Here is a 22,076-nt window from a genome sequence, read left to right as displayed (position 1 = left end):
GAAAGCCCGGATAGAGTTCATGGCATTAGAGGTTACTTTGACGAGGTTTGCGATGTCCCGCACGATCCGTTTTCACAAGTTTGGTCCAGCCGAGGTGCTCAAATGCGAAGAGCATGCGGCAGTGCTTCCTGCTCCGGGCGAAGTGCAGGTGCGCGTCGAGGCGATTGGCATCAGCTGGTATGACACGCTTTGGCGCCAGAATCTGGCCTCGTCCCACGCTCGTCTGCCTTCGGGCCTGGGCCAGGAAATGTCCGGCGTCGTTACGGCGCTCGGCGAGGGCGTGGATGACCTGGCAGTGGGTGACAAGGTCGCCAGCTTCCCGTCGCAAAGCCCGAACGATTATCCGGTGTACGGCGAGCAAATTGTTCTGCCTCGCTCGGCGCTGACCCGCTATCCCGATGTGCTGAACCCGATCGAAGCGGCCGTGCATTACACGCCGTTGCTGATTGCTTACTTTGCTTACGTCGATCTGTCACGCGTCAAGCCCGGGCAATTCGTCCTGGTGACCGACGCCAGCCATTGTGCCGGACCTTCGTTCGTCCAGCTTGGCAAGGCCTTGGGTGTACGCGTGATTGCTGCCACCAAAACGGCGGATGAACGTGAGTACCTGTTGTCGCTCGGTGCCGAGAAAGTGATCGTCACCGAAGAAGAAGATCTGCTCATGCGGATCAACAAAATCACGGACAACCGCGGTGTGGATGTGGTGTTCGATGGTTTGGGCGGTCCGCAGATGTCGCTGCTCGGTGATGTGCTCGCACCGCGTGGAAGCCTGGTGTTGTATGGCCTGCAGGGGGGCAACCAGACGCCGTTCCCGGCCTGTGCAGCGTTCCAGAAGAACATTCAGTTCTTTGTGCACTGTATCGGCAATTTCACCGGCAAGCCGGAACTGGGCATCATCCAGGACCAGGTCGCGCTGCAACGTGCCTTGCGTGACATCAACCAGTTGACCGCGGACCGCGTGCTGCTGCCGCTCAAGACTCGGGTCTTTCCGTTTTCCGAGTTTGTCGAAGCACATCGCTACATGGACGAATGCCCGTGCCGCGAGCGGGTGGCCCTCCAGGTCGAGCCTGTGTAACTCCCCGCTAAAAAGTCCGTGCTTGCACGGACTTTTTCATTCCCTTGTCGAAAGCACGAGGCGTCCTGTCAATCCATGACGGGGCCGTTCAGCAACTGAACTGGTTTTTGCCCTCAATCTGTATCTTCTAATCATCATATAAGCCTTGATAATTGAATGATTACTTTCATCTCAAGGAATGAGCTATGGCTGTTTATCGGGGCTCCGTAATACACGCTCAACAATTAGTGTGTTTTCGAAAAGTTGAGGAAGTGCGCAGGGTAACTTCTTTCTTTATTTGTCGTACTACCTGTCTGTGGGAAGTTGTCGGATATTTCCTAGGATGTCTCGTGCCCTCGCCAGAGGCCCGCCCTGCATGGGCTGAAGGCTCTCGGCGGCACGGCGCATCATTGGTTGCGCCTAATCATTTCAAATAATGACTAAAAACCAAGTGTTAATATTTCATATCAACTCCAGCACTCTAATCATGACAGGTGACCGATTGGATCATGCATGACGTTGTTTGTGTGACATCGACTCTATGAGTAACAGGTAAACGAAGATGACCAATACCCATGATCAGGCAATGAACTATGTTTATCAGCAAGTACTGCAACGATTGCTGAGTTTTTTCTCACGGGCTGAACGTACGGCTTTGCAACTGATGATTCAGCGCATCGTGGTCGCAGCCGGTGGCATGGAACGTATCGGCGAATACAAGGTGCTGACGATCCAGTCCGGCACCCGAGACAATTGCTACACCCTTGCTCTGCTGCGCGCCGCACAATTGAGTATTGCCGGCCGGGCGCCGGCGACATTCCAGCTGCGGGTGGCGACCTTGCGATCGAACGGGGTGGTGTCGGCGGCCCTTGAAAACATCCATCGCAGTTGCAGCGCATTGTTTCTTTACGATGATCCTCGCGTTGAAGTGTTGATGGTCGATAACCGCGAGGTCCTGCCGTTCAATCATGCGGTGGCAATCTCCGAAGCCGGACGGGAGTCAAATCGCCTCAATCTTTTGATGGTTGGTCACCGTCGAACCTGGAACGGCCCCCTCGACCTTTGGGATGACGCCTACCTGGCAACCGGCGAGTTCTACGGGCAGATAGCCCGCTGGGATCGCGGTGTCGATGCCTTAGTCAGCAGCGATTCGCCTCGTCAGCAAAAGCAGTTACTGGAGGGGTTGAACCGTGCTGCGGCGAAGGCCGGTTTCAAGGCCCCGGATCAACCGGAAACCAGCTATGAGCAGCTCTTTGCTCGACTCGATGAACTGGGCAGCGATTGCTATCGCGAGTTTTATCCAGATCACGAACAAGCCGCGTGGCGCCCCGCAGAAGGTTTTGAGGCGTGTCGCCGTGCGACCTACATCGATATTCACGACATGTTGGTCAGCAACCTGGAAGAGCGCTGGCCGCTGCTCACCGAGTTCCTGAAGTTTCAACCTGACGGGCTGACGACTCAATTGGGCGATTACGAATTCGTCAGCCTTTCGATTGCCGCACACCTGCGGGGGCTGCAAGCCTGCTTCGTGCAGGGTCGCGCGTATGAGGCCGGTGTCGCCGACTATGTGCAGCGGGTATTGGTGATGATGCGCCGCAAGCACCTTCCTGAGCATGCGTGTGAACAGGCATTACAGGCGTTTTGTGCCCCGGCAATCCTGTCCGATCAGCGGGAATTGGCGGCGATAGAGGCTCAAAGGACCTTGGGTCTGAATGAAGCTCAGTTGGTGTGTTTGCTGTTCGCTCCTTTTGTCGAGCATGGCGCATCGCTTGAATACTTTCTGCGCCAGTGTCATCCCGGCATGCTCGTGGCGTTGCCGGACCTGCATCGGGCCATGCAGGGCATGCCTGCACCCGAGCAGGTTTTGCAATGGATGGTCGACGTCAGCGGGTTACCCGTCAGCCTGATTGGTACGCTTTATTGCATGGGGCCGGTGGTCAGCGGCGAACCTGCGGACGTGGGGCAGAGCGCAGATACAAGGGAGATTGACGTTGTGACGAGCGAACGGTCAGCGGGACGTTGAAGGTGCCCGGCTTGGTAACGTCCGCTCAGCGGCTTTGGGCCGTGTTCAGCGTGTTCGGTCATTGCTCATGAAAGGACCCCGAGAAACCGATTTCGCTTATCAGGCGGTGTACCGCTACCTGACCCACCTCATCAGCGAGCCGGCCAGCGATACGCGCGTGCGGCTTCCTTCGTTACGACAGTTGGCGGAACGCCTGAGCGTATCGATTTCCACCATTCAGTACGCTTACTCGCTGCTGGAAAAGGAGGGGCGAGTCTATTCGGTCGCCAAATCCGGTTACTACGCATTGCCCGTGTCCTTCATCCGGCCGCCGTGCAGCGGCAATGACCTGCTGGAGACGGTTTATGTCAATGCCAGGCGCCCGGGAATGCTGGTGTTGAGTACCGATGAACCTGCGCTGTTGCAGCCGTTGGACAGCCCACTGTTGCTGCTGGAGCGAGAGCTGTTGCGCCAGTATCCGCGCCAGCCGCAATCGAGTGTTCAACCTTGCGGCGAACGGGAACTGCGCGCGGCCCTGGCGGCACGCTATACCTCCTCGCCAGCACGTTGTTGGCACGCCGACGATGTCTACATCGGCGCCGATCTGCGGGGCGTACTGGAAATATTGATCGCGGTGCTTTGTCTCAAGGATGCAACGGTCGTGGTGGAGTCGCCCTGCGACTGGTCGATCTTGCGCTTGTTTGACGCCTGCGATGTAAACGTTGTCGAGGTGGCATTGCAAGCCGATGGTGGGCTTGATCACGACCATCTGCAGTTGTTGCTGGAGTCCGAGCCGGTGAGACTTGTGATGCTGTCGTCCGGCCTGAACATGCCGCGTGGCAGTGTGGCCTGCGACAGCAACAGACAGAAAACCGCACAGTTGCTGGAGCGGCACGGTAGTTGGGTGTTGGAGAATGACTGTTACGGCGAACTTGAATATGAACCCGGCCGTCCACGGTTTCGCGATTTACTGGACCCGGACAGATTGATCGTATTTTCCACGTTCGAGAAAGTCATCGGGCCAGAAGCGCCTTATGGTTATCTGCTTTCGCGGCAACTGCGCAGTGAACTGCAGCGGCACTTTCTGCTGCGCTCGTTCCGCTTGTCGCCGATCCGCCAGAAAGCCATCGCGCGCCTGTACAACAATGGGCGGATCGACCAGCACTTGTTGGTGCTGCGACGACTGCTCAAGGAGCGCAAAGTGCAAATGACCCAGTTGCTTGAGGAGCGCCTGGCGGATGCGTTGCACTATGTCGACCCCAAGGGCGGAGCGACGGTCTGGGTTCGTTCGTTGCGTCGGGTCGATGTGCGCGGCGTGTTCCACCGCCTGCTCAAGCAACAAGTGGTGGTGGCGCCGGGGGAATTGTTCAGTTTGCGCGGGCTGCATGCGCAACATTTACGATTGAGCCATACCTTTGGCGGTGAGCATGATCTTGGCGTTGCACTGGGCTTGCTGGGGGATGCCTTGCGTCTGGAGGCGGTCGATTGAACGAGGTTATAAAACATCCTCGATCTTCCTGGATCGATAACATCGCGTTGCGGTCAAACTGCCAGTAAACTGCGATCCAATTCCTGAACCACTCTATTTCAGAGGTTTTGCATGACACTCAGTCCTTTTGCGGGCAAACCGGCACCGGCAGAATTGTTGGTCGATATCCCGCGACTGGTAACGGCCTATTACACCGGCCAGCCTGACGCCGCCATCTCAACCCAGCGTGTAGCATTTGGCACGTCCGGGCACCGAGGCAGCTCGTTCGACCTGAGTTTCAACGAGTGGCACGTTCTGGCTATCAGCCAGGCGATCTGCCTGTATCGCGAAGCCCAAGGCATCGACGGCCCGTTGTTCGTCGGGATCGACACCCACGCACTGTCCACGCCGGCGGGTGCCAGCGCCCTGGAAGTGTTGGCGGCGAACGGCGTCACCGTGATGATCGCCGAAGGCGATGAATACACGCCGACCCCGGCCATTTCCCATGCCATTCTCTGCTACAACCGTGGTCGCACGTCGGGGCTGGCGGACGGTATCGTCATCACGCCGTCCCACAACCCGCCGCAAAGCGGTGGCTACAAGTACAACCCCACCAACGGTGGTCCGGCCGATACCCATATCACCAAGTGGATCGAGGCCAAGGCCAACGAACTGCTGGCCGCCAAGCTCGCTGGCGTCAAGCGCATCAGCTATGAGCAGGCCCTGAAAGCCAGCACGACTCACCGTCACGATTACCTCAATACCTACGTTGCCGATCTGATCAACGTGATCGACTTCGACGCCATCCGTGATGCCAAGCTGCGTCTGGGCGTTGATCCGTTGGGCGGAGCAGGGGTGCGCTACTGGTCGGCTATTGCCGAGCACTACCGTCTGGACCTCGACGTGGTCAACAAACAGGTTGATCCGACGTTCCGGTTCATGACCGTCGACTGGGACGGCCAGATCCGCATGGACCCATCGTCCAGCCACGCGATGCAAGGCCTGATCGGCCTCAAAGAGCGCTTTGATGTCGCGTTTGCCTGCGACCCGGATCATGACCGTCATGGCATCGTTACGCCGTCCGGTGGTTTGCTTGCACCGAACAATTACCTGGCGGTATCGATCGACTACCTGTTTCAGAACCGCCCGCAGTGGCGCGCCGATGCAGCCGTGGGCAAGACCGTGGTCAGCAGCGGCTTGATTGATCGCGTTGCCAAGCGCCTGGGGCGTCGATTGTACGAAGTGCCCGTCGGCTTCAAATGGTTTGCTGACGGTCTGTTCGACGGTTCGCTGGGTTTCGGCGGCGAAGAAAGTGCTGGCGCCTCGTTCCTGCGCAAGGATGGCGGTGTCTGGTGCACCGACAAGGATGGCTTGATCCCGGCACTGCTGGCAGCAGAAATGACTGCTCGCACCGGCCGCGACCCGAGTCAGGCCTATCGTGCATTGACCGACGAACTCGGCGAGCCGTTCTCGGTACGCGTGGATGCCAAGGCCAACCCTGAGCAGAAAGCCTTGCTGAGCAAGCTGTCGCCGGATCAGGTCACCTCGACCGAGCTGGCGGGCGAAGCCATCCAAAGCATCCTCAGCCATGCGCCGGGTAATGATCAGGCCATCGGCGGCCTGAAGGTCATGACTGAAAACGGCTGGTTCGCGGCGCGCCCATCGGGCACGGAAGACATCTACAAGATCTACGCCGAAAGCTTTGTGAGTGATGACCACCTCAAGCAATTGGTGGCAGAAGCACAAACACTGGTGGATGGCGCAATCGCTGCGAAGTGATTGAAGACCCTATCGAGGGCAAGCCCGGCTCCTACAGGTTCAGTGGTGAACACAGATTTTGTGTTTGACCCCCGACACTGTGGGAGTCGGGCTTGCCTGCGATGGCGTCGGTACAGTCACCAAAAATCCAAAAAAAGGGGCGACCATAGGGTCGCCCCTTTTTTATCCGGCGTTTTTTACTCGATCAAGCCAGGTCGACCAGGACGATTTCACTGTCCTCGATCGCTGTCACTCGCAACACCTGCTCATCGGCCACGGCAACACCGTCTCGAGCTTGTGCACGCAAGCCGTTGACTTCAATGACACCGGTGGCTGGCACCAGGTAAGCGCGACGACCGCTGTCCAGGCGATATTCAGCCGATTCACCGGCCTTCAGGTTGGCCGCCACCAGCCGCGCATCGGCACGGATTCGCAAACTTTGATCGTCACCGGATTTGCCGCTGGCCAGAGTCACGAAGCCTTCACGCTCACCTTTCGGGAACGGCTTGGCGCCCCAGGACGGTGCAAGACCGGACTCGTTCGGGATAATCCAGATCTGGAAAATCTTGGTCGGTGTCGCCTCCAGGTTGTATTCGCTGTGTGCGATCCCGGTGCCGGCGCTCATCACCTGAACATCACCTGCTTCGGTGCGGCCCTTGTTGCCAAGGTTGTCCTGGTGAGTAATCGCGCCTTCACGAACATAGGTAATGATTTCCATGTCCCGATGCGGGTGTTGTGGAAACCCGGTGCCAGGGGCGATCACGTCATCGTTCCACACCCGCAGGTTGCCCCAGTTCATGCGCTTGGGGTCATAGTACTCAGCGAACGAAAAGTGATGATGGGCATCCAACCAGCCGTGATGGGCGCCACCCAAAGAGCTAAAGGATCTGAGTTCGAGCATGATCGTTTCCTGAAAGGGGTTAATGGCGAGCATCATCTATCAGGCACTCATCGATAAAAAGCGTAAAAAATGCCTCATTACCATCGAATTAGTTGATGCAAAATAACCTCCAAACGTTCTCATCCAGCCTTCACTTCATCGCATAAGCCAATGACCTGTAAGCATTTCACTAGAACTGAACAGCAAATGCAGACACCATAGCCCTCAACAGCCTCACACCCTGGAGTCAGCCCGCGTGCCGCAACACACCTCCGATCTTCCTCCCGAACTTCGTCCCTTGGCCGAGATGCCGCTGCTCAAACGCCTGGCCGCCCGATTCTTCGGTCATGGCTTGACCCGCCTGCGCGCCCAACACCGCGCCTCCTGGTTGCATGGGCAGGCCGACGGTTTTCGCAGCGGTCACAGCGCGGGGTTCGACTACGGCTACAAAGAAGGCCGGACCGAAGGGTTGGAAGAAGGCCGGCAGGTGTTGCTGATCCGCGACTCGCGTTCAACCGAACATCGGCCACCCAACGTCGATGACAATCTGTTTGACGATTGGCGACTGCCATTGAGCGCTGAACTGAAGAAGCGCATGAAGGCTGATGTGGCCAGTCTGATGCCATCGCATGCCCAGCCGAGCGCTGCCCAGTGGAAGATGATTTTCAGCGATACGCCGTCAACGTCAGTGATTGCCGGGGCGGGCGCAGGCAAATCGACCACGCTGGTGCTGCGCATCCTGCTGCTGACTCACTACCTGGGTTTCGAGCTGGATTCGATGACCGTAGTGACGTTCACTCGCGAGTCACGTAAAGACTTCATTAACAAGCTGATCGAACTGTTTGCGTTGTGGGACCGTGCGCTGAGCCTCAAAGAGGCGCGCAATCTGGTGCGCACTTTCCACTCTCGTATCCTGCCGATGGTACGCAGTCTGCCGGGATTCGAGCGTTTGCAAGCGTTCGAAAACCTCAGTGATCGCGCGCAAAACGGCGACGAGGAGGTCGACAGTAATCCGTTCGACTTGCGTATCAATGATGCCCAGCGACAGCGGCTCAACGCCTGTTATCACCAGTTGCATACCCTTGACGAACGCTTTCGCGAGTTAATCAAGCCGTTGTCCCGTCACGCCTTGCAACTCAAGGAGCTGGAGCGCGACCACCCGGATGTACAAAAACGCGTGGCCGTGACCGAATTGGCCGCCAAGCGCGATGAAGAGTTATGTGATGCCATTGAAGACCTGTGGTTTCGCGCTGGCGCCTGGCCCATCAAGGGCATTGAGCCGAAACGCCAGACTTTCGATATCAATGCCTCGACGTTCCATTGCCACGGTTACATCCCGAGTCTGGATGCGTGGGTCGTGCTGGGGTTCGATCCCCGGGAAAACCCGCAGGTCTGCCGTCCGAATGCCAAGCTAACGGTCCGTGCAGAATGGGCGGTTAAGCGCACCCTGTTTCAAGCTTTCTGTCGTAAGCCTTTGATATGGCTTGATAGTTACGAGTCATCAAAGCGCATTTTGACCTCGTTGGCAGGCGATGCCAGTGCGGGGCCGGGCTTTGATTACAAGGTAAAAGGAGAGCTGGCGTCAGCCCCCTTGCTGGATTGTTTTGTCGCGGCGGCCGGGTTCATAGAAAACCTCGGCCTGGATGTTCCGGGCGCAGTTGGTCAGATGAGTTTCGCCAAGGATGACCCCGACCGGTTCTTCTTCGAGGCGTTGAGTCTATTCTGGCGGGCGCTGGAAGATCACCTGCTCGATCAAAAGCCCCCGGTGATGACCTACAACCGAATGTTCGCGCTGTTCAGTGAGCACTCTCCAGAAAACCTGAAACTGCTCAGTGACGAGCTGCTGCGGCCACTGTCACACCTGATGATTGACGAATTTCAGGACGTATCGCCACAAATCGTCTCCTGGATTCGCGCAAGCCTGGCGGAAATTCGCAGTCGCGGTCCGGCGATGCACATTGGCCGGGGGGCGCAGCGTTCATCCTTGCTGTGCGTCGGCGATGACTGGCAGTCCATTTACGGCTGGCGCGGCAGTTCGCCGACGTACTTCATGGAGTTCAACAAAGAATTCCAGTCACCCGGCACTACCAAAGTCATGCTCGGCGACAACTATCGCAGCCATCAATACATCATCGACGCTGCCGAGCATATCGTCCGTGCGGCGCCGGCTATCGCAGGCAAGAAAGCCAAGGCTTGTGGCGAGCCCAAAGCGTTGTTGCCGGTAAACGTTCTGGATCGAGACGATCAGGGCATGGCACAGCGCCTGATGGAACACTACCGGCAGGGTGATTCAATCTTGATGTTGTATCGAAAAAGTAGCGATAAGTTATTGATAGAACAACATATTCAGTCGGTTATTAATGTTGATTCTAGCTTGCCTTATGGCGAGCGCCGACTCAAACAGCTCACCTATCACAGCGCCAAAGGCTTGCAGGCTGACGCAGTATTTTTGCTGGGCGATTGTCAGCATTTGACCCAGTCACCGTACAAGAACCAGGTTTACCAGATGGCGGGCCTTGGCAAGGCAGGCGACAGCGAGCCGTACGACAGCGCGCAAAAGGACGAAATCCTGCGGCTGGCGTACGTTGGCATCACCCGGGCAGTGAGTCATTGCTACTGGTATGTGGAGGGGCAGGACTCATCCGCGGTGAACATGCCCAAGGCGTCCGACCGAATCGGCAGCGGCAAAGCGTTTTTTGCCGATCATCGTGTTGGTCAGAAGTCAGCGTGACCTGAATCTCACCCAATAAAAAGCCCACATCGCGTGGGCTTTTTATTGAGTGTTCAGCCATCAGGCATAGCTTCTGAGGGCCACAGGTGGGATGAACGCCTCAAGTTCATCCTCGACAGCTTCAATGATTCGCTCGACATCCGCAGCGTTCATGACGGTTGCGCAAGGAATACCGGCAATGGCGATCATGGTCTCGCCACTGGCGCGATCAAACAGCCGCGCAATCATGCTGCCCGGCGCGTCCATGCTCGCCTCGAATCCCATGGGATGAAAATGCCAGCGCATCAGCTGGCAGGCGTTTGGAAACGTGACTTTGCTGAAAGACCCTTTATTCATATGTTGCCCGCCTTCTTCATCGAGCGCTTCCTTTAGCTCAGTTTAGGAGGGGTAGAGCCTTCAATGGCTCAACCGGTGACTGCATTTAAAATTAGCACCGGTATGTGAAAACGATGTGATTTTTTTCGGTTCCATTGAGCGGTTCGTCGATTTTTTTGTAAGGGTGTCACGCTGGGTTTTCGCAGGGCATTTTTGCAGCCATTGAAGCCTTCGCCGAACTTGGGCAAGCTCGGCGTTTTCGCCCTGGGTTTTTTATGCACACCGATGATGATGGGCCGCAGCAGACCCGGGTCACGGGCGAGACGGTCATGCGCTACCACTTGTGCTGGAAGCACCGCGATCTGGATGGCGTGATGGCGCTTTATCACCCCGAGATCCAGTACCACGACTTTTTCCAGAATCGCGTGATGGGGCTCGATGAACTGCGTGAGTACGTGCGCGTCAGCATGCCTCGCAACCCGGGCGAAGCGCTGGAACATTCGGACCGGATTCGCCTCGACGGTAACACCGCGTTTATTCAGTACCGGATGACCTTGCGTGGCGGTGAGGGGCTGGTGTCCTTCCACACCAGCGAGGCAATCACGGTACGTGATGGCTTGATTTGGCGGGTCAACGAATACGCCACGCTGGTCCACGAGCAGGCAGACAACAAGGCGAGCAAGGCGCTGCGCCCGGCCGTCAGTCGTCTGGGGTTGTCGCCGAGACAATTGAGTTTCATGGCCGATGACTTGCAGCAGTATTTCCAGCGTCAGCAACCTTACCTGGACCCCGAGCTCGACCTGCAACGGGTAGCGAAGGAGTGTGGCTACAGTCGCAACCAGATTTCCTACTTGCTGAATCAGGTGCTGGGCCAGAGCTTCTATCGCTACGTTAACCAGGCGCGCTTGCAACATCTGCTCAGCGCACTGGACGCTGCCACGCCGCCATTGCGTATCGACGAGCTGGCGTTTGCCGCGGGTTTCAATTCGCTGTCGGCGTTCTACAACTGTTTTCGCCAGCACACCGGTCTGTCCCCCAAGGCCTATGCAAAACAAATTTCTTTGCGTGCACGCGCGCAAGACAGTCCCTGAGCCCACGCACTAGGATCGACGCCATCGAAGTTTGAGTGGCGGAGTCTTGCATGTCGGCGTGGCGCACTATCAGTTTATGGATGGATCAGCTCGACGAGCCGTTACTGGCTCGTCCGGCGCTGGAGCACGACCTGGACGTCGACGTCGCAATCATCGGCGCCGGCTATACCGGGCTCTGGACGGCGTATTACCTCAAGCGTCTGGCACCGGGCCTGGACATCGCTATTGTCGAAGCACAAACCGCCGGTTTTGGCGCCTCGGGCCGTAATGGCGGCTGGTTGATGGGCAATATCCTGGGTGAGGACCGCTTGCTAGCCGACTTGTCCCCGGAACAACGCCGCGCGTCATTCGACCTGCTGCACGCCATTCCTGATGAAGTGGAAGTCGTCATTGAACGTGAGGGCATCGCCTGCGATTACCGCAAAGGTGGGGTGCTTTACTGCGCCGCACGTTACCCCGAGCAGGAAGTCAGCCTGCGCCGCTATCTGGACGACCTTTACCGCCAGGGCCTGACCGAAAGTGATTACCGCTGGCTCAGTCCCGAGCAACTGGCGCAACAGATCAGAATTGCGAAGCCCTATGGCGGTATCTATGCACCGCACGTCGCGACCCTCCATCCGGCAAAGTTGGTGCGAGGTTTGGCTCGGACGGTGGAAAACATGGGGGTCAAGATCTATGAAAACAGCCCGGTCACGCAGTGGCAGTCGGGGAGTTTGCACACGGCCAAGGCACAAGTTCGCAGCCGCTGGATTGTCCCGGCAGTAGAAGGCTACGCAACCACCTTGCCGCCGCTGGGTCGGTATCAACTGCCGGTGCAAAGCCTGATCGTTGCCACGGAGCCGCTGTCGGCTGCGGTCTGGGACGAAATCGGTCTGAATCAAGGCCAGGCGTTCAGCGAGAGCAGCCGCCAGGTGACCTATGGCCAGCGTACTGCCGACAACCGCTTGGTATTTGGTGCGAGGGGCGGGTACCAATTCGCCGGCAAATTACGCCACGACTTTGACCTGACAACCCACGAAGTGGAGCTACGGCGCTATCTGTTCGGCGAGCTCTTCCCTCAGATGAAGAACACACGGATTACCCACGCCTGGGGCGGCAACCTTGGCATGTCGCGGCGCTTCAAACCGCACATGTTGTGTGATCACGCCATTGGCATTGCCTTGTCCGGTGGTTATGGCGGGGAGGGTGTCGGTGCCAGCAACCTGGGCGGACGTACCCTTGCTGATCTGATTCTTGAGCGCGATACCGAGTTGGTACACCAGCCTTGGGTCATGCCGGGTGGGCTCGACACACTCAAGGCCTGGGAGCCGGAACCCTGCCGCTGGCTCGGTTACAACGCGATCATCCGCAGCTTTGTCCACGAAGACCAGACCCTGGCCAACCCGGCTACCGCACCCTGGCGCCGCAAGCTGGCCAGCGGGGTCGCGGGGTTCATGGAAGGCTTCATGCAGTAAACAGCGCTTTCTCCCTAGACAGGTACGCCCATGAGCATTACGCAGTTCAAGAACACCGCCACCTTGCAGCTGGAAGAATCCAATCCGGTCGCTGTGCCACTGGGGACCCCCGTGGCGGTGGCCTCGACCACCAGCGTCGAACGCGACGACGGCGTCGAAACCGGGGTCTGGGAATGCACGCCCGGACGCTGGCGCCGACAAATCGTTGCCCAGGAGTTCTGTCACTTCATCCAGGGGCGCTGCACTTTCACCCCGGACGACGGTGAAACCCTGCACATAGAAGCTGGCGATGCATTGATGTTGCCAGCCAACAGTCTCGGTATCTGGGATATCCAGGAAACCGTGCGCAAGACCTACGTTTTGATTTTTTGATCTTCTGATTGCCTGCCAATAACAAAAGCCCCTACAGGAATCGACTCATGATCCGAAAGACACTGACACTGGCGCCACTTGCACTCGTCGCAACCCTCAGCCAGGCGGCCGAGACGGTTAAAATCTACAACTGGTCGGACTACATCGCCCCGGACACCACAAAAAATTTCCAGAAAGAGACCGGCATCGCCTTCACCTATGACGTCTATGACAGCAACGAAACCCTCGACGGTAAACTGATGACCGGTAAATCCGGGTATGACGTGGTGTTTCCGTCCAACCACTTCATGGCGCGGCAGATTGAGGGGGGAGCGCTGAAGAAGCTCGACAAGAGCCAGTTGCCAAACTGGCAGAACCTCAATCCGGTGCTACTCAAGGCCTTGCAAACCAACGATCCGGGTAACGAGCACGGTTTCCCGTACCTATGGGGCAGCACGGGTATCGGCTACAACATCGCCAAGGTCAAGGCTGCGCTGGGCGACAACGCGCCGGTCGATTCCTGGGACCTGATCTTCAAACCCGAGAACATGAAAAAGCTGCAAAAGTGCGGCGTCGCCATCCTCGACAACGGCCCGGAACTGTTGCCTGCGGCGCTGAATTACCTGGGGTTGCCACCCCACAGTAAAAATCCGGAAGACTATAAAAAGGCCGAAGCACTGCTGCTGAAAGTTCGGCCGTATGTCAGCTATTTCCATTCGTCCAAGTACACCAGCGACCTCGCCAACGGTGACATCTGCGTGGCCGTCGGTTTCTCCGGCGACATCCTGCAAGCGGAGAATCGCGCCAAGGAGGCCAAGAATGGCATCGACATCGGCTACTCCATTCCCAAGGAGGGCGCCGCCATCTGGTTCGACATGGTCGCGATGCCCGTCGACGCGCCTGACGAGAAAGCTGGCTACGCCTTCATGAATTACCTGCTGCGCCCGGACGTCATGGCCGATGTCAGCAATTACGTGCACTACGCCAACGGCAACGAACAGGCCGACAAGCTGATCGAGCCGACAATCAAGAACGACACCAAGATTTATCCGAGCCCCGAGATGATGGGCAAGCTGTTCGCGCTGGAGGCGATGCCGCTGAACATTGACCGGGTTCGCACGCGCGTGTGGAACAAGATTCGGACGGGGAGTTGAGGGTTCATGTTTTGTAGTCATTGCCCGCAGTGACTCGGTTGGCAACACGGTAGATTCCAGGCCTCCTTTCAATTGATCAGGGGGCAATGGAATGCCATTCGATTCAAAAGCGGGTCATTTGCGCATTGGGCGTTTTTCCGAATCTGGGCGCATTTACTTATTGACGGTTGTCGTTCACCAGCGGCAGCCGTTTTTTGTTGATTGGCGTTTGGGAAGGTTGGTTGTCCAGCAATTGCGTTTGGCACAGGAAGAGGGCTGGGGGAATTTTGGGCGTGGGTGGTGATGCCGGATCATATGCATTGCCTGGTGCAACTGCGCGATAAATCTCTGGCTGAGTTGATGTGTCGAATCAAGTCACGCAGTAGCCTGGCCATTAATCAGGCATTAGGGCGCAGAGGGCGCCTGTGGCAGAAGGGGTATCACGATCGTGCTGTGAGGCGAGAGGAGGATGTGAAGGCGCTTGCTCGGTATGTCGTGGCTAACCCGATACGAGCGGGACTGGTGACACGGGTTCATAATTATCCGCTGTGGGATGCGTGTTGGGTGTGAGTATCTGACGACTGCTGCGCAGCCGGACGCAGGCTGCGCCAGCTGCTACAAGGATTGCGGTGTACATGAACTCTGTAGCAGCTGCCGAAGGCTGCGTCCGGCTGCGCAGCAGTCGTAAATTCTCAAATCCAACACAAATTTAACTGATATCAACGCACTGGCACTTATATTAATAAGTCCAGAAGATCGAGGCGCCTTCGACAAAAAAACTTACTTATATTTAATATTTAAATAGCGAATTGTCAGACGATTTGCGCAAACGCACAGATGCAAAACAATCTTTAGCCAGCGCACGCATTGTTTACGGGCATATGCCGGAACAGAACAATTTGGCGTCAAAAAAACACTAGACGTTTGATTTCAAATTGTGTCAGTTTTCTTTCGCCTTCATTGGGCGAGTGATAGGACGATCTCGCCAGGGATTGTCGCTATCTGACAAAAACTGTTCCATAGCTAAACAAGGAAGTGTGTTTATGTCGAATGTAAAAACCAGCGCTATTGATCATGCCGAACAGGCCTCTGCATCCTCGCAAGCATTGGCTGCACCCAGTTCAGCGTATAACCAGATCGACAGTTTCAGCCATGAATATGACCGAGGCGGCAGTCTCACGGTCAATGGCAAACCGTCCTACTCCGTCGATCAGGCCGCCACCCAGTTACTGCGCGACGGAGCTGCCTACCAGGATAAGGACGGCAGCGGCAAAATCGAACTGACCTACACGTTCCTGACCTCGGCATCGTCGAGCACCATGAACAAGCACGGAATTACCGGCTTCAGTCAGTTCAGCAGCCAACAAAAAGCCCAGGCCGTGCTTGCCATGCAATCCTGGGCCGATGTGGCCAACGTGACCTTCACCGAGAAGTCCACGGGCGGTGACGGTCATATGACCTTCGGCAACTACAGCGGTGGCCAGGATGGCGCCGCGGCATTTGCCTATCTGCCGGGCACGGGCGCAGGTTATGACGGTACGTCCTGGTACCTGACCAACAGCAGCTACACGCCGAACAAGACGCCGGACCTGAACAATTACGGCCGTCAAACGCTGACCCACGAGATCGGGCACACCTTGGGCCTGGCGCATCCTGGTGACTACAACGCTGGCGAAGGCGCACCGACTTACAATGACGCCACTTACGGGCAAGACACCCGCGGTTACAGCGTCATGAGTTACTGGAGCGAAAGCAATACCGACCAGAACTTCAGCAAGGGCGGCGTCGAAGCGTATGCGTCCGGCCCGCTGATGGACGATATTGCCGCCATCCAGAAACTCTACGGTGCCAATACGAGCACCCGTACCGGCGACACGACCTACGGCTTCAACTCCAACACCGGTCGCGACTTCCTCAGTGCGTCTTCGTCGTCGGACAAGGTCGTGTTCTCGGTGTGGGACGCAGGCGGCAAGGACACCCTGGACTTCTCGGGTTTCACCCAAAACCAGAAGATCAACCTCAATGAGGCTTCGTTCTCCGACGTCGGTGGCCTGGTCGGCAACGTTTCCATTGCCAAGGGTGCAGTCATCGAGAATGCGATCGGCGGTTCGGGCAGCGATCTGTTGATCGGTAACGGTGCCTCCAACGAATTGAAGGGCGGTGCCGGCAACGACATCCTCTTCGGCGCGGGTGGTGCTGACAAGCTATGGGGCGGTACGGGTTCGGACACTTTTGTGTTCGCTGCCAGCAGCGACTCCAAGCCAGGCGTGGCCGACCAGATCCTCGACTTTGTCAGCGGCCTGGACAAGATCGACCTGACCGGCATTACCAAAGGCGCAGGCCTGCACTTCGTGAGCGCGTTCACCGGTGCGGTCGGCGATGCCGTATTGACCACCTCGGGCGCCAATAGCCTGTTGTCGGTGGACTTCTCCGGGCATGGTGTGGCTGATTTCCTGGTCAGCACCGTAGGCCAGGCCGCGTTCTCGGACATCGTGGCTTGATTCAGGGCTAACAAGGAGCGCGGTGCTTGATGGGCCGCGCTCTGTCCTTGCCTCGAAGCACGCGGGAGTGAATCGTCGGATGTCCACTAACGCCTTGATCTGCACAATGACCGCGTGGCTATTGGCAACGCTGATAATGTTTCCTGGAGATACAACCATGGCCAGCAGCCTGAAATTAGCGGACCCCTCTGAACTCGACGGACAATGGCAAGCCACCTTGATCGCCACACAAGGTTCGTCCGAGTCGTTGGCAATGCAGGACAAACCATCGAATGTTTGCCTTGTTGACCTTCAATCCACCCAGACGCTGGGCGAGGGTGCCGAGTGCCTCGGTGCCTGGCTGACAGAACCAGCAACCGGCTGGTTCCCCGAGCCAGACGGTATCGCGATTACCGGCAAAGAAGGCTCAAGAATTTTCTTTTTCAGCCGACAGCATGATGGGTTTTATCAAGGTAATTTGAAGTCAGGTCTGATCATCACGCTCAAGCGCCCCACGGATTAAGCAAATAAAGTGACAGGCCGGTGCAAATTTAAATATAAACCCCGGCATTGAAGTTATAAGTGACAGATCAATACGCTGACTCATTGTCGAGTATGGAAAACGGGTTGTTAATTTGTAAGCGTTAACTGACAAAGAATGTCTGGAACTGCGAACAAACAGTTAATTGAAACCTCGCCAAAACAGGGCGATGAATATCATCTCAGGAAAAATCAATGAAGATGGCTAAGGCCCCAGCCACCCCACCGTTGTTCAAGGCGTTGGGCGACTATAAAAGCATCTTGATCAGCGTCGGTTGTTTTACCGCATTGATCAATGTGCTGATGCTGGTCCCGTCCATCTATATGCTGCAAGTCTATGACCGAGTGTTGTCTTCGCAAAACGAAACGACCTTGGCCATGTTGTCGCTGATGGTCGTCGGTTTCTTTGCGTTCATCGGGCTGTTGGAGATCATTCGCAGCTTTATCGTGATCCGCATTGGCAGCCAACTGGAGCGACGTTTCAACCTGCGGGTTTATCAGGCTGCGTTCGAGCGCAACCTGTTTAAAGGCGAGGGCAATGCCGGGCAGTCCCTGGGGGACCTGACGCACATTCGTCAGTTTGTCACCGGTCCTGCGCTGTTTGCCTTCTTCGACGCACCCTGGTTTCCGGTCTATCTGTTCGTGATCTACCTGTTCAACGTCTGGCTCGGTGTGTTTGCAACGGTAGGGGCGCTGGTGCTGATTGGCCTTGCCTGCCTCAACGAAATGATGACCAAGAAGCCATTGGGTGAGGCTGCCGGTTTTTCCCAGAAATCCAGCCAATTGGCGACGAGTCACCTGCACAACGCTGAAACCATCCAGGCGATGGGCATGCTCGGCGTGTTGCGCAAACGCTGGTTCCAGGTGCATTCGCGCTTTCTCAGCTTGCAGAACCAGGCCAGCGACATCGGTGCCGTCATCAGTTCCCTGAGCAAGACCTTGCGCCTGTGTCTGCAATCTCTGGTTCTGGGCCTTGGCGCCTTGCTGGTCATCAAAGGCGACATGACGGCCGGGATGATGATTGCCGGTTCGATTCTGATGGGCCGCGTCCTGAGCCCCATCGATCAGTTGATTGCCGTATGGAAACAGTGGAGCGGTGCCAAGCTCGCCTACCGCCGTCTTGATGCATTGCTGCAAGCCTTCCCACCGACGGACGAGGCGATGACGCTGCCCGCGCCAAAAGGGCAGATCACTTTCGAGCAGGTCAGCGCTGGCCCACCTGGGCAACGTGCGGCAACGCTGCACATGGTCAACTTCAACCTGGGTGCCGGGGAGGTGATGGGCGTGCTCGGCGCCTCCGGCTCAGGCAAATCGACATTGGCCCGAGTGCTCGTCGGCGTCTGGCCAACCCTTGGCGGCACGGTTCGACTGGACGGCGCGGACATTCATCGCTGGAACCGCGATGACCTGGGCCCCTATATCGGTTATTTGCCGCAAGACATCGAATTGTTCAGCGGCAGCATTGCTGAAAACATCGCCCGGTTTCGTGAAACCGATCCACAAAAGGTCGTCGAAGCTGCACAGCAGGCGGGGGTCCATGAACTGATCCTGCGCATGCCGCAGGGCTACGACACGGTGCTGGGTGAAGACGGCGGCGGCTTGTCCGGTGGCCAGAAACAACGTGTGGCACTGGCCCGTGCGTTGTACGGCAAGCCGAGCCTGGTGGTGTTGGACGAGCCTAATTCCAACCTCGATACCGTGGGCGAAGCCGCGCTGGCCGGCGCCATTGCGCAAATGAAAGCTCAGGGCACCAGTGTGATTCTGGTCACTCACCGTTCTTCGGCATTGGCCCAGGCTGACAAATTGCTGGTGCTCAATGAGGGGCGATTGCAGGCATTTGGGCCAAGCCAGGACGTGCTCAAGGCCCTCTCCGGTGCTCAGGATCAACAACGTGAGAAAGCGCCGCAAGCAGCGGGCGGGCTCAGCATGAGCCGGCAGTATCAGCCCACGACAAGGAATTCGGGTGTATGAGCAGCGCACGCATGAACACCGAAAGCGAAGCGACGATGGAACACGATTACCTCACTGAACGTCCCGAGCGTGATGCGCGTTTTTTTGCCCGCATGGGCTGGATGCTGGCCATCGTCGGTGCCGGCAGTTTCTTCACTTGGGCCAGCCTCGCCCCACTTGATCAGGGCATTGCAGTGCAGGGCACCGTTGTGGTGTCTGGCAAGCGCAAAGCCGTGCAATCGATGAGTCCCGGTGTGGTCAGCCGGATTCTGGTGCGCGAGGGGCAAGTGGTGAAGCTGGGCCAGCCGCTGTTCCAGCTCGACCAGACCCAGGTCGCGGCCGATGTCGATTCGTTGCAGGCGCAATACCGCATGGCCTGGGCCAGCGTTGCGCGCTGGGAAAGTGAACGGGACAACCTCAAGCAAGTGAACTTCCCGGCGGAACTGATCAAGGATGCCGATCCTCGATTGGCATTGGTGCTCGAAGGTCAGCGGCAATTGTTCAGCAGCCGCCGCGAAGCCTATTTCCGCGAGCAGGGCGGGTTGCGTGCCAACATGGAAGGCGCCAGCGCGCAGTTGGCCGGCATGCGCCGTGCCCGCACCGACCTGACGGCCCAGGCCAACTCGTTGCAACAACAACTGAGCAACCTTCAGCCCCTGGCGGACAACGGCTACATCCCGCGTAACCGTCTACTGGAATACCAGCGTCAGCTGTCGCAGGTGCAGCAACAATTGGCCGAAAACACCGGCGAAAGCGGTCGCGTGGAGCAGGGCATCCTCGAAGCGAAACTCAAGCTGCAACAGCACATCGAGGAGTATCAGAAAGAAGTCCGCACCCAACTGGCCGACGCGCAACTCAAGAGTGTGACCCTCAAGGAGCAACTGACCTCTGCCGGGTTCAACCTGCAACACAGCGAGATCATCGCGACCGCCGATGGCATCGCGGTCAACCTCGGGGTGCATACCGAGGGCGCCGTGGTGCGCCAGGGTGAAATCTTGCTGGAAATCGTGCCGCAGGGCACCCGCCTGGAAGTGGAAGGGCACTTGCCGATCAACCTGATCGACAAGGTTGGCACCCATTTGCCGGTGGACATTCTCTTCACCGCCTTCAACCAAAGCCGCACGCCACGGGTACCCGGCGAGGTCAGCCTGATTTCCGCCGACCAAATGGTCGACGAGAAAACCGGCGCGCCGTACTACGTGTTGCGCAGCAGCGTCAGCGACCAGGCCATGGAAAAACTCAACGGGCTGGTGATCAAGCCGGGCATGCCGGCGGAAATGTTCGTGCGGACTGGTGAACGTTCACTCCTCAACTATCTGTTCAAACCGCTGCTCGACCGGGCAGGTTCCGCGTTGACCGAGGAATAAGGATGTTCGGCTGTATGAATAAGCTTTCCCTGCTCGCGGCAACCCTGGTGTTGCTGACGTGCAACAGTGTGATGGCCATGGGGCCGTTCGCTATCTACGAACAAGCGTTGCGCAATGACCCGGTGTTCCTTGGCGCGATCAAGGAACGCGATGCGGGCCTTGAAAACCGCCTTATTGGCCGTGCTGGCCTGCTGCCAAAGCTGGCTTACAACTACAACAAGGGACGCAACACCTCCAAGGTCACCTACCTTGATGAGCGTCGGCAAAATCAGACCGATGACCGCAATTACAGCAGTTACGGCTCGACCTTGACCCTGCAACAACCCTTGCTCGATTACGAAGCTTACGCGGCGTATCGCAAAGGCGTGGCGCAGTCGTTGTTTGCCGATGAGGCCTTTCGCGGCAAGAGCCAGGAGCTGTTGGTGCGGGTGTTGGAGAACTACACCAAGGCACTGTTTGCCCAGGATCAGATCGACATTGCGCAGGCGCGGAAAAAGGCCTACGAGCAGCAGTTCCAGCAGAACGAGCAGATGTTCCGCCAGGGCGAGGGCACGCGCACCGATACGCTTGAGTCGGAGTCCCGTTACGAACTGGCGACCGCTGAAGAAATCGAGGCACGCAACGAGCAGGATGCGTCCTTGCGTGAGCTGGGTGCGCTGATTGGCGTCCCGACGATCGACATCGCCGACCTGGCGCCGCTGGACCAGCACTTCCAGACCTTCATCCTGCAACCGGCCAACTACGACACCTGGCACGAAATGGCGGTGGCCAATAACCCGAGCCTGGCCTCCCAGCGTCAGGCCGTGGAAGTGGCGCGTTATGAAGTGGAACGCAACCGCGCGGGCCACCTGCCCAAAGTCAGTGCCTATGCCTCGGCGCGCCAGAACGAATCGGAAAGCGGCAACACCTATAACCAGCGTTACGACACCAACACCATCGGCATCGAAGTCAACGTGCCGCTGTATGCCGGTGGCGGGGTATCGGCGTCCACCCGCCAGGCCAGTCGCAACATGGAACAGGCCGAGTACGAACTGGATGGCAAGACCCGGGAAACCATGATCCAGCTGCGCCGACAGTTCAGCGCCTGCCTGTCGGGCGTCAACAAGCTGCGCGCCTATCAAAAAGCCCTGGTGTCTGCCGAAGCGCTGGTGGTGTCGACCAAGCAAAGCATCCTGGGTGGCGAGCGCGTCAACCTGGATGCGCTGAACGCAGAACAACAACTCTTTACCACTCGCCGGGATTTGGCTCAGACACGCTATGACTACTTGATGGCCTGGACCAAGTTGCATTACTACGCGGGGACCTTGAGCGAACAGGATCTGGCCAAGGTAGACGAGGCGTTCGGCCAAGGTCCGACAACCCAATGAGTTGAACCTGTAGCCGCTGGCGTAGCCTGCGTCGGGCTGAAACCTGTCGGCGCCAGGCATCACGTTTGCGTAAAGGCTGCATGCACTAAAGGCTCCGGGGCGCTTCGTGATCGAGGCGTCCTGGTTGTGAGCCAT

At 57.6% G+C, this 22,076-nt stretch carries 16 protein-coding genes and 1 pseudogene; 15 read left to right on the top strand and 2 right to left on the bottom strand.

The genetic code is table 11. The annotated features are described in order from the left end of the window. Nucleotides 1–52 precede the first annotated feature (52 nt). From LOY55_RS16220 to pgm, 4 genes are all read left to right on the top strand, one after another. On the top strand, nt 53–1,075 hold the full coding sequence (locus tag LOY55_RS16220; protein ID WP_046033150.1) for a zinc-dependent alcohol dehydrogenase family protein: 1,023 nt from the start codon (nt 53–55) through the stop codon (nt 1,073–1,075). 541 nt (nt 1,076–1,616) lie between these two features. Continuing rightward, a complete protein-coding gene (locus LOY55_RS16215) occupies nt 1,617–3,077 on the top strand; it encodes a hypothetical protein (RefSeq protein ID WP_258665746.1) in 1,461 nt (486 codons plus the stop codon). A 67-nt stretch (nt 3,078–3,144) separates the two neighbouring features. Continuing rightward, the gene (locus LOY55_RS16210; RefSeq protein WP_109786945.1) at nt 3,145–4,545 is read left to right on the top strand and encodes a PLP-dependent aminotransferase family protein; all 1,401 of its coding nucleotides are present in this window, start codon (nt 3,145–3,147) and stop codon (nt 4,543–4,545) included. Between the two features lie 111 nt (nt 4,546–4,656). Continuing rightward, nucleotides 4,657–6,303, top strand: coding sequence for a phosphoglucomutase (alpha-D-glucose-1,6-bisphosphate-dependent) (pgm, locus tag LOY55_RS16205; protein WP_223525547.1), 1,647 nt, complete (start codon nt 4,657–4,659; stop codon nt 6,301–6,303). A gap of 184 nt (nt 6,304–6,487) precedes the next feature. Here the strand turns inward: pgm and LOY55_RS16200 are convergent, their stop codons facing one another. Next, complete coding sequence (locus LOY55_RS16200) at nt 6,488–7,183, bottom strand: pirin family protein (protein WP_046033190.1); 696 nt, start codon at nt 7,181–7,183, stop codon at nt 6,488–6,490. Nucleotides 7,184–7,418: 235 nt separating this feature from the next. Here LOY55_RS16200 and LOY55_RS16195 point away from each other — a divergent pair, with 235 nt between their 5' ends. Continuing rightward, nucleotides 7,419–9,893, top strand: a complete 2,475-nt coding sequence (locus tag LOY55_RS16195) for a UvrD-helicase domain-containing protein (protein ID WP_258665742.1) — start codon at nt 7,419–7,421, stop codon at nt 9,891–9,893. Nucleotides 9,894–9,953: 60 nt separating this feature from the next. On the opposite strand, the gene LOY55_RS16190 is transcribed toward LOY55_RS16195, so the two are convergent. Continuing rightward, nucleotides 9,954–10,229 carry a DUF1652 domain-containing protein gene (locus LOY55_RS16190; RefSeq protein ID WP_027923219.1) on the bottom strand — a complete coding sequence of 92 codons (276 nt, stop codon included), beginning with the start codon at nt 10,227–10,229 and terminating at the stop codon, nt 9,954–9,956. 254 nt (nt 10,230–10,483) lie between these two features. Between LOY55_RS16190 and LOY55_RS16185 the strand changes: the two genes are divergently transcribed. From LOY55_RS16185 to LOY55_RS16140, 10 genes and pseudogenes are all read left to right on the top strand, one after another. After that, complete coding sequence (locus LOY55_RS16185; protein ID WP_109786941.1) at nt 10,484–11,299, top strand: AraC family transcriptional regulator; 816 nt, start codon at nt 10,484–10,486, stop codon at nt 11,297–11,299. A 50-nt stretch (nt 11,300–11,349) separates the two neighbouring features. Continuing rightward, nucleotides 11,350–12,753: an FAD-binding oxidoreductase gene (locus tag LOY55_RS16180; protein WP_223525549.1), complete on the top strand. Its 1,404-nt coding sequence runs from the start codon at nt 11,350–11,352 to the stop codon at nt 12,751–12,753. A gap of 30 nt (nt 12,754–12,783) precedes the next feature. Continuing rightward, entirely contained in the window at nt 12,784–13,125 is a 342-nt protein-coding gene (locus LOY55_RS16175; RefSeq protein ID WP_046033157.1) for a cupin domain-containing protein, read from the top strand. Nucleotides 13,126–13,172: 47 nt separating this feature from the next. Beyond that, nucleotides 13,173–14,258, top strand: coding sequence for a polyamine ABC transporter substrate-binding protein (locus LOY55_RS16170; protein ID WP_046033158.1), 1,086 nt, complete (start codon nt 13,173–13,175; stop codon nt 14,256–14,258). A 91-nt stretch (nt 14,259–14,349) separates the two neighbouring features. Next, nucleotides 14,350–14,807, top strand: a pseudogene (locus tag LOY55_RS16165) (REP-associated tyrosine transposase). Nucleotides 14,808–15,280: 473 nt separating this feature from the next. Beyond that, nucleotides 15,281–16,738 carry a serralysin family metalloprotease gene (locus tag LOY55_RS16160; protein ID WP_223525551.1) on the top strand — a complete coding sequence of 486 codons (1,458 nt, stop codon included), beginning with the start codon at nt 15,281–15,283 and terminating at the stop codon, nt 16,736–16,738. Between the two features lie 79 nt (nt 16,739–16,817). Then, on the top strand, nt 16,818–17,240 hold the full coding sequence (locus LOY55_RS16155) for an AprI/Inh family metalloprotease inhibitor (RefSeq protein ID WP_223525552.1): 423 nt from the start codon (nt 16,818–16,820) through the stop codon (nt 17,238–17,240). 212 nt (nt 17,241–17,452) lie between these two features. Then, nucleotides 17,453–19,228, top strand: coding sequence for a type I secretion system permease/ATPase (locus tag LOY55_RS16150; RefSeq protein WP_258665738.1), 1,776 nt, complete (start codon nt 17,453–17,455; stop codon nt 19,226–19,228). After that, nucleotides 19,225–20,574, top strand: a complete 1,350-nt coding sequence (locus LOY55_RS16145) for an HlyD family type I secretion periplasmic adaptor subunit (protein WP_109786935.1) — start codon at nt 19,225–19,227, stop codon at nt 20,572–20,574. The genes LOY55_RS16150 and LOY55_RS16145 overlap by 4 nt, the downstream gene beginning before the upstream one ends. Before the next feature lie 2 nt (nt 20,575–20,576). Further along, nucleotides 20,577–21,941 carry a TolC family outer membrane protein gene (locus LOY55_RS16140; protein ID WP_046033164.1) on the top strand — a complete coding sequence of 455 codons (1,365 nt, stop codon included), beginning with the start codon at nt 20,577–20,579 and terminating at the stop codon, nt 21,939–21,941. The last annotated feature ends 135 nt before the right edge of the window (nt 21,942–22,076 follow it).

The organism is Pseudomonas sp. B21-040 (assembly GCF_024748695.1).
GTDB lineage: Bacteria > Pseudomonadota > Gammaproteobacteria > Pseudomonadales > Pseudomonadaceae > Aquipseudomonas.
Note: the sequence above shows the minus strand (reverse complement) of the source record. Positions and strands in the feature narration are given on the sequence as shown.

Coding starts and splice junctions, on each gene's coding strand:
- LOY55_RS16180 (WP_223525549.1), top strand. CDS start 11,350: ATGTCGGCGTGGCGCACTATCAGTTTATGGATGGATCAGCTCGACGAG.
- LOY55_RS16190 (WP_027923219.1), bottom strand. CDS start 10,229: ATGAATAAAGGGTCTTTCAGCAAAGTCACGTTTCCAAACGCCTGCCAG.
- LOY55_RS16210 (WP_109786945.1), top strand. CDS start 3,145: ATGAAAGGACCCCGAGAAACCGATTTCGCTTATCAGGCGGTGTACCGC.
- LOY55_RS16155 (WP_223525552.1), top strand. CDS start 16,818: ATGTCCACTAACGCCTTGATCTGCACAATGACCGCGTGGCTATTGGCA.
- LOY55_RS16215 (WP_258665746.1), top strand. CDS start 1,617: ATGACCAATACCCATGATCAGGCAATGAACTATGTTTATCAGCAAGTA.
- pgm (WP_223525547.1), top strand. CDS start 4,657: ATGACACTCAGTCCTTTTGCGGGCAAACCGGCACCGGCAGAATTGTTG.
- LOY55_RS16185 (WP_109786941.1), top strand. CDS start 10,484: ATGCACACCGATGATGATGGGCCGCAGCAGACCCGGGTCACGGGCGAG.
- LOY55_RS16160 (WP_223525551.1), top strand. CDS start 15,281: ATGTCGAATGTAAAAACCAGCGCTATTGATCATGCCGAACAGGCCTCT.
- LOY55_RS16150 (WP_258665738.1), top strand. CDS start 17,453: ATGAAGATGGCTAAGGCCCCAGCCACCCCACCGTTGTTCAAGGCGTTG.
- LOY55_RS16220 (WP_046033150.1), top strand. CDS start 53: ATGTCCCGCACGATCCGTTTTCACAAGTTTGGTCCAGCCGAGGTGCTC.
- LOY55_RS16200 (WP_046033190.1), bottom strand. CDS start 7,183: ATGCTCGAACTCAGATCCTTTAGCTCTTTGGGTGGCGCCCATCACGGC.
- LOY55_RS16170 (WP_046033158.1), top strand. CDS start 13,173: ATGATCCGAAAGACACTGACACTGGCGCCACTTGCACTCGTCGCAACC.
- LOY55_RS16140 (WP_046033164.1), top strand. CDS start 20,577: ATGTTCGGCTGTATGAATAAGCTTTCCCTGCTCGCGGCAACCCTGGTG.
- LOY55_RS16145 (WP_109786935.1), top strand. CDS start 19,225: ATGAGCAGCGCACGCATGAACACCGAAAGCGAAGCGACGATGGAACAC.
- LOY55_RS16175 (WP_046033157.1), top strand. CDS start 12,784: ATGAGCATTACGCAGTTCAAGAACACCGCCACCTTGCAGCTGGAAGAA.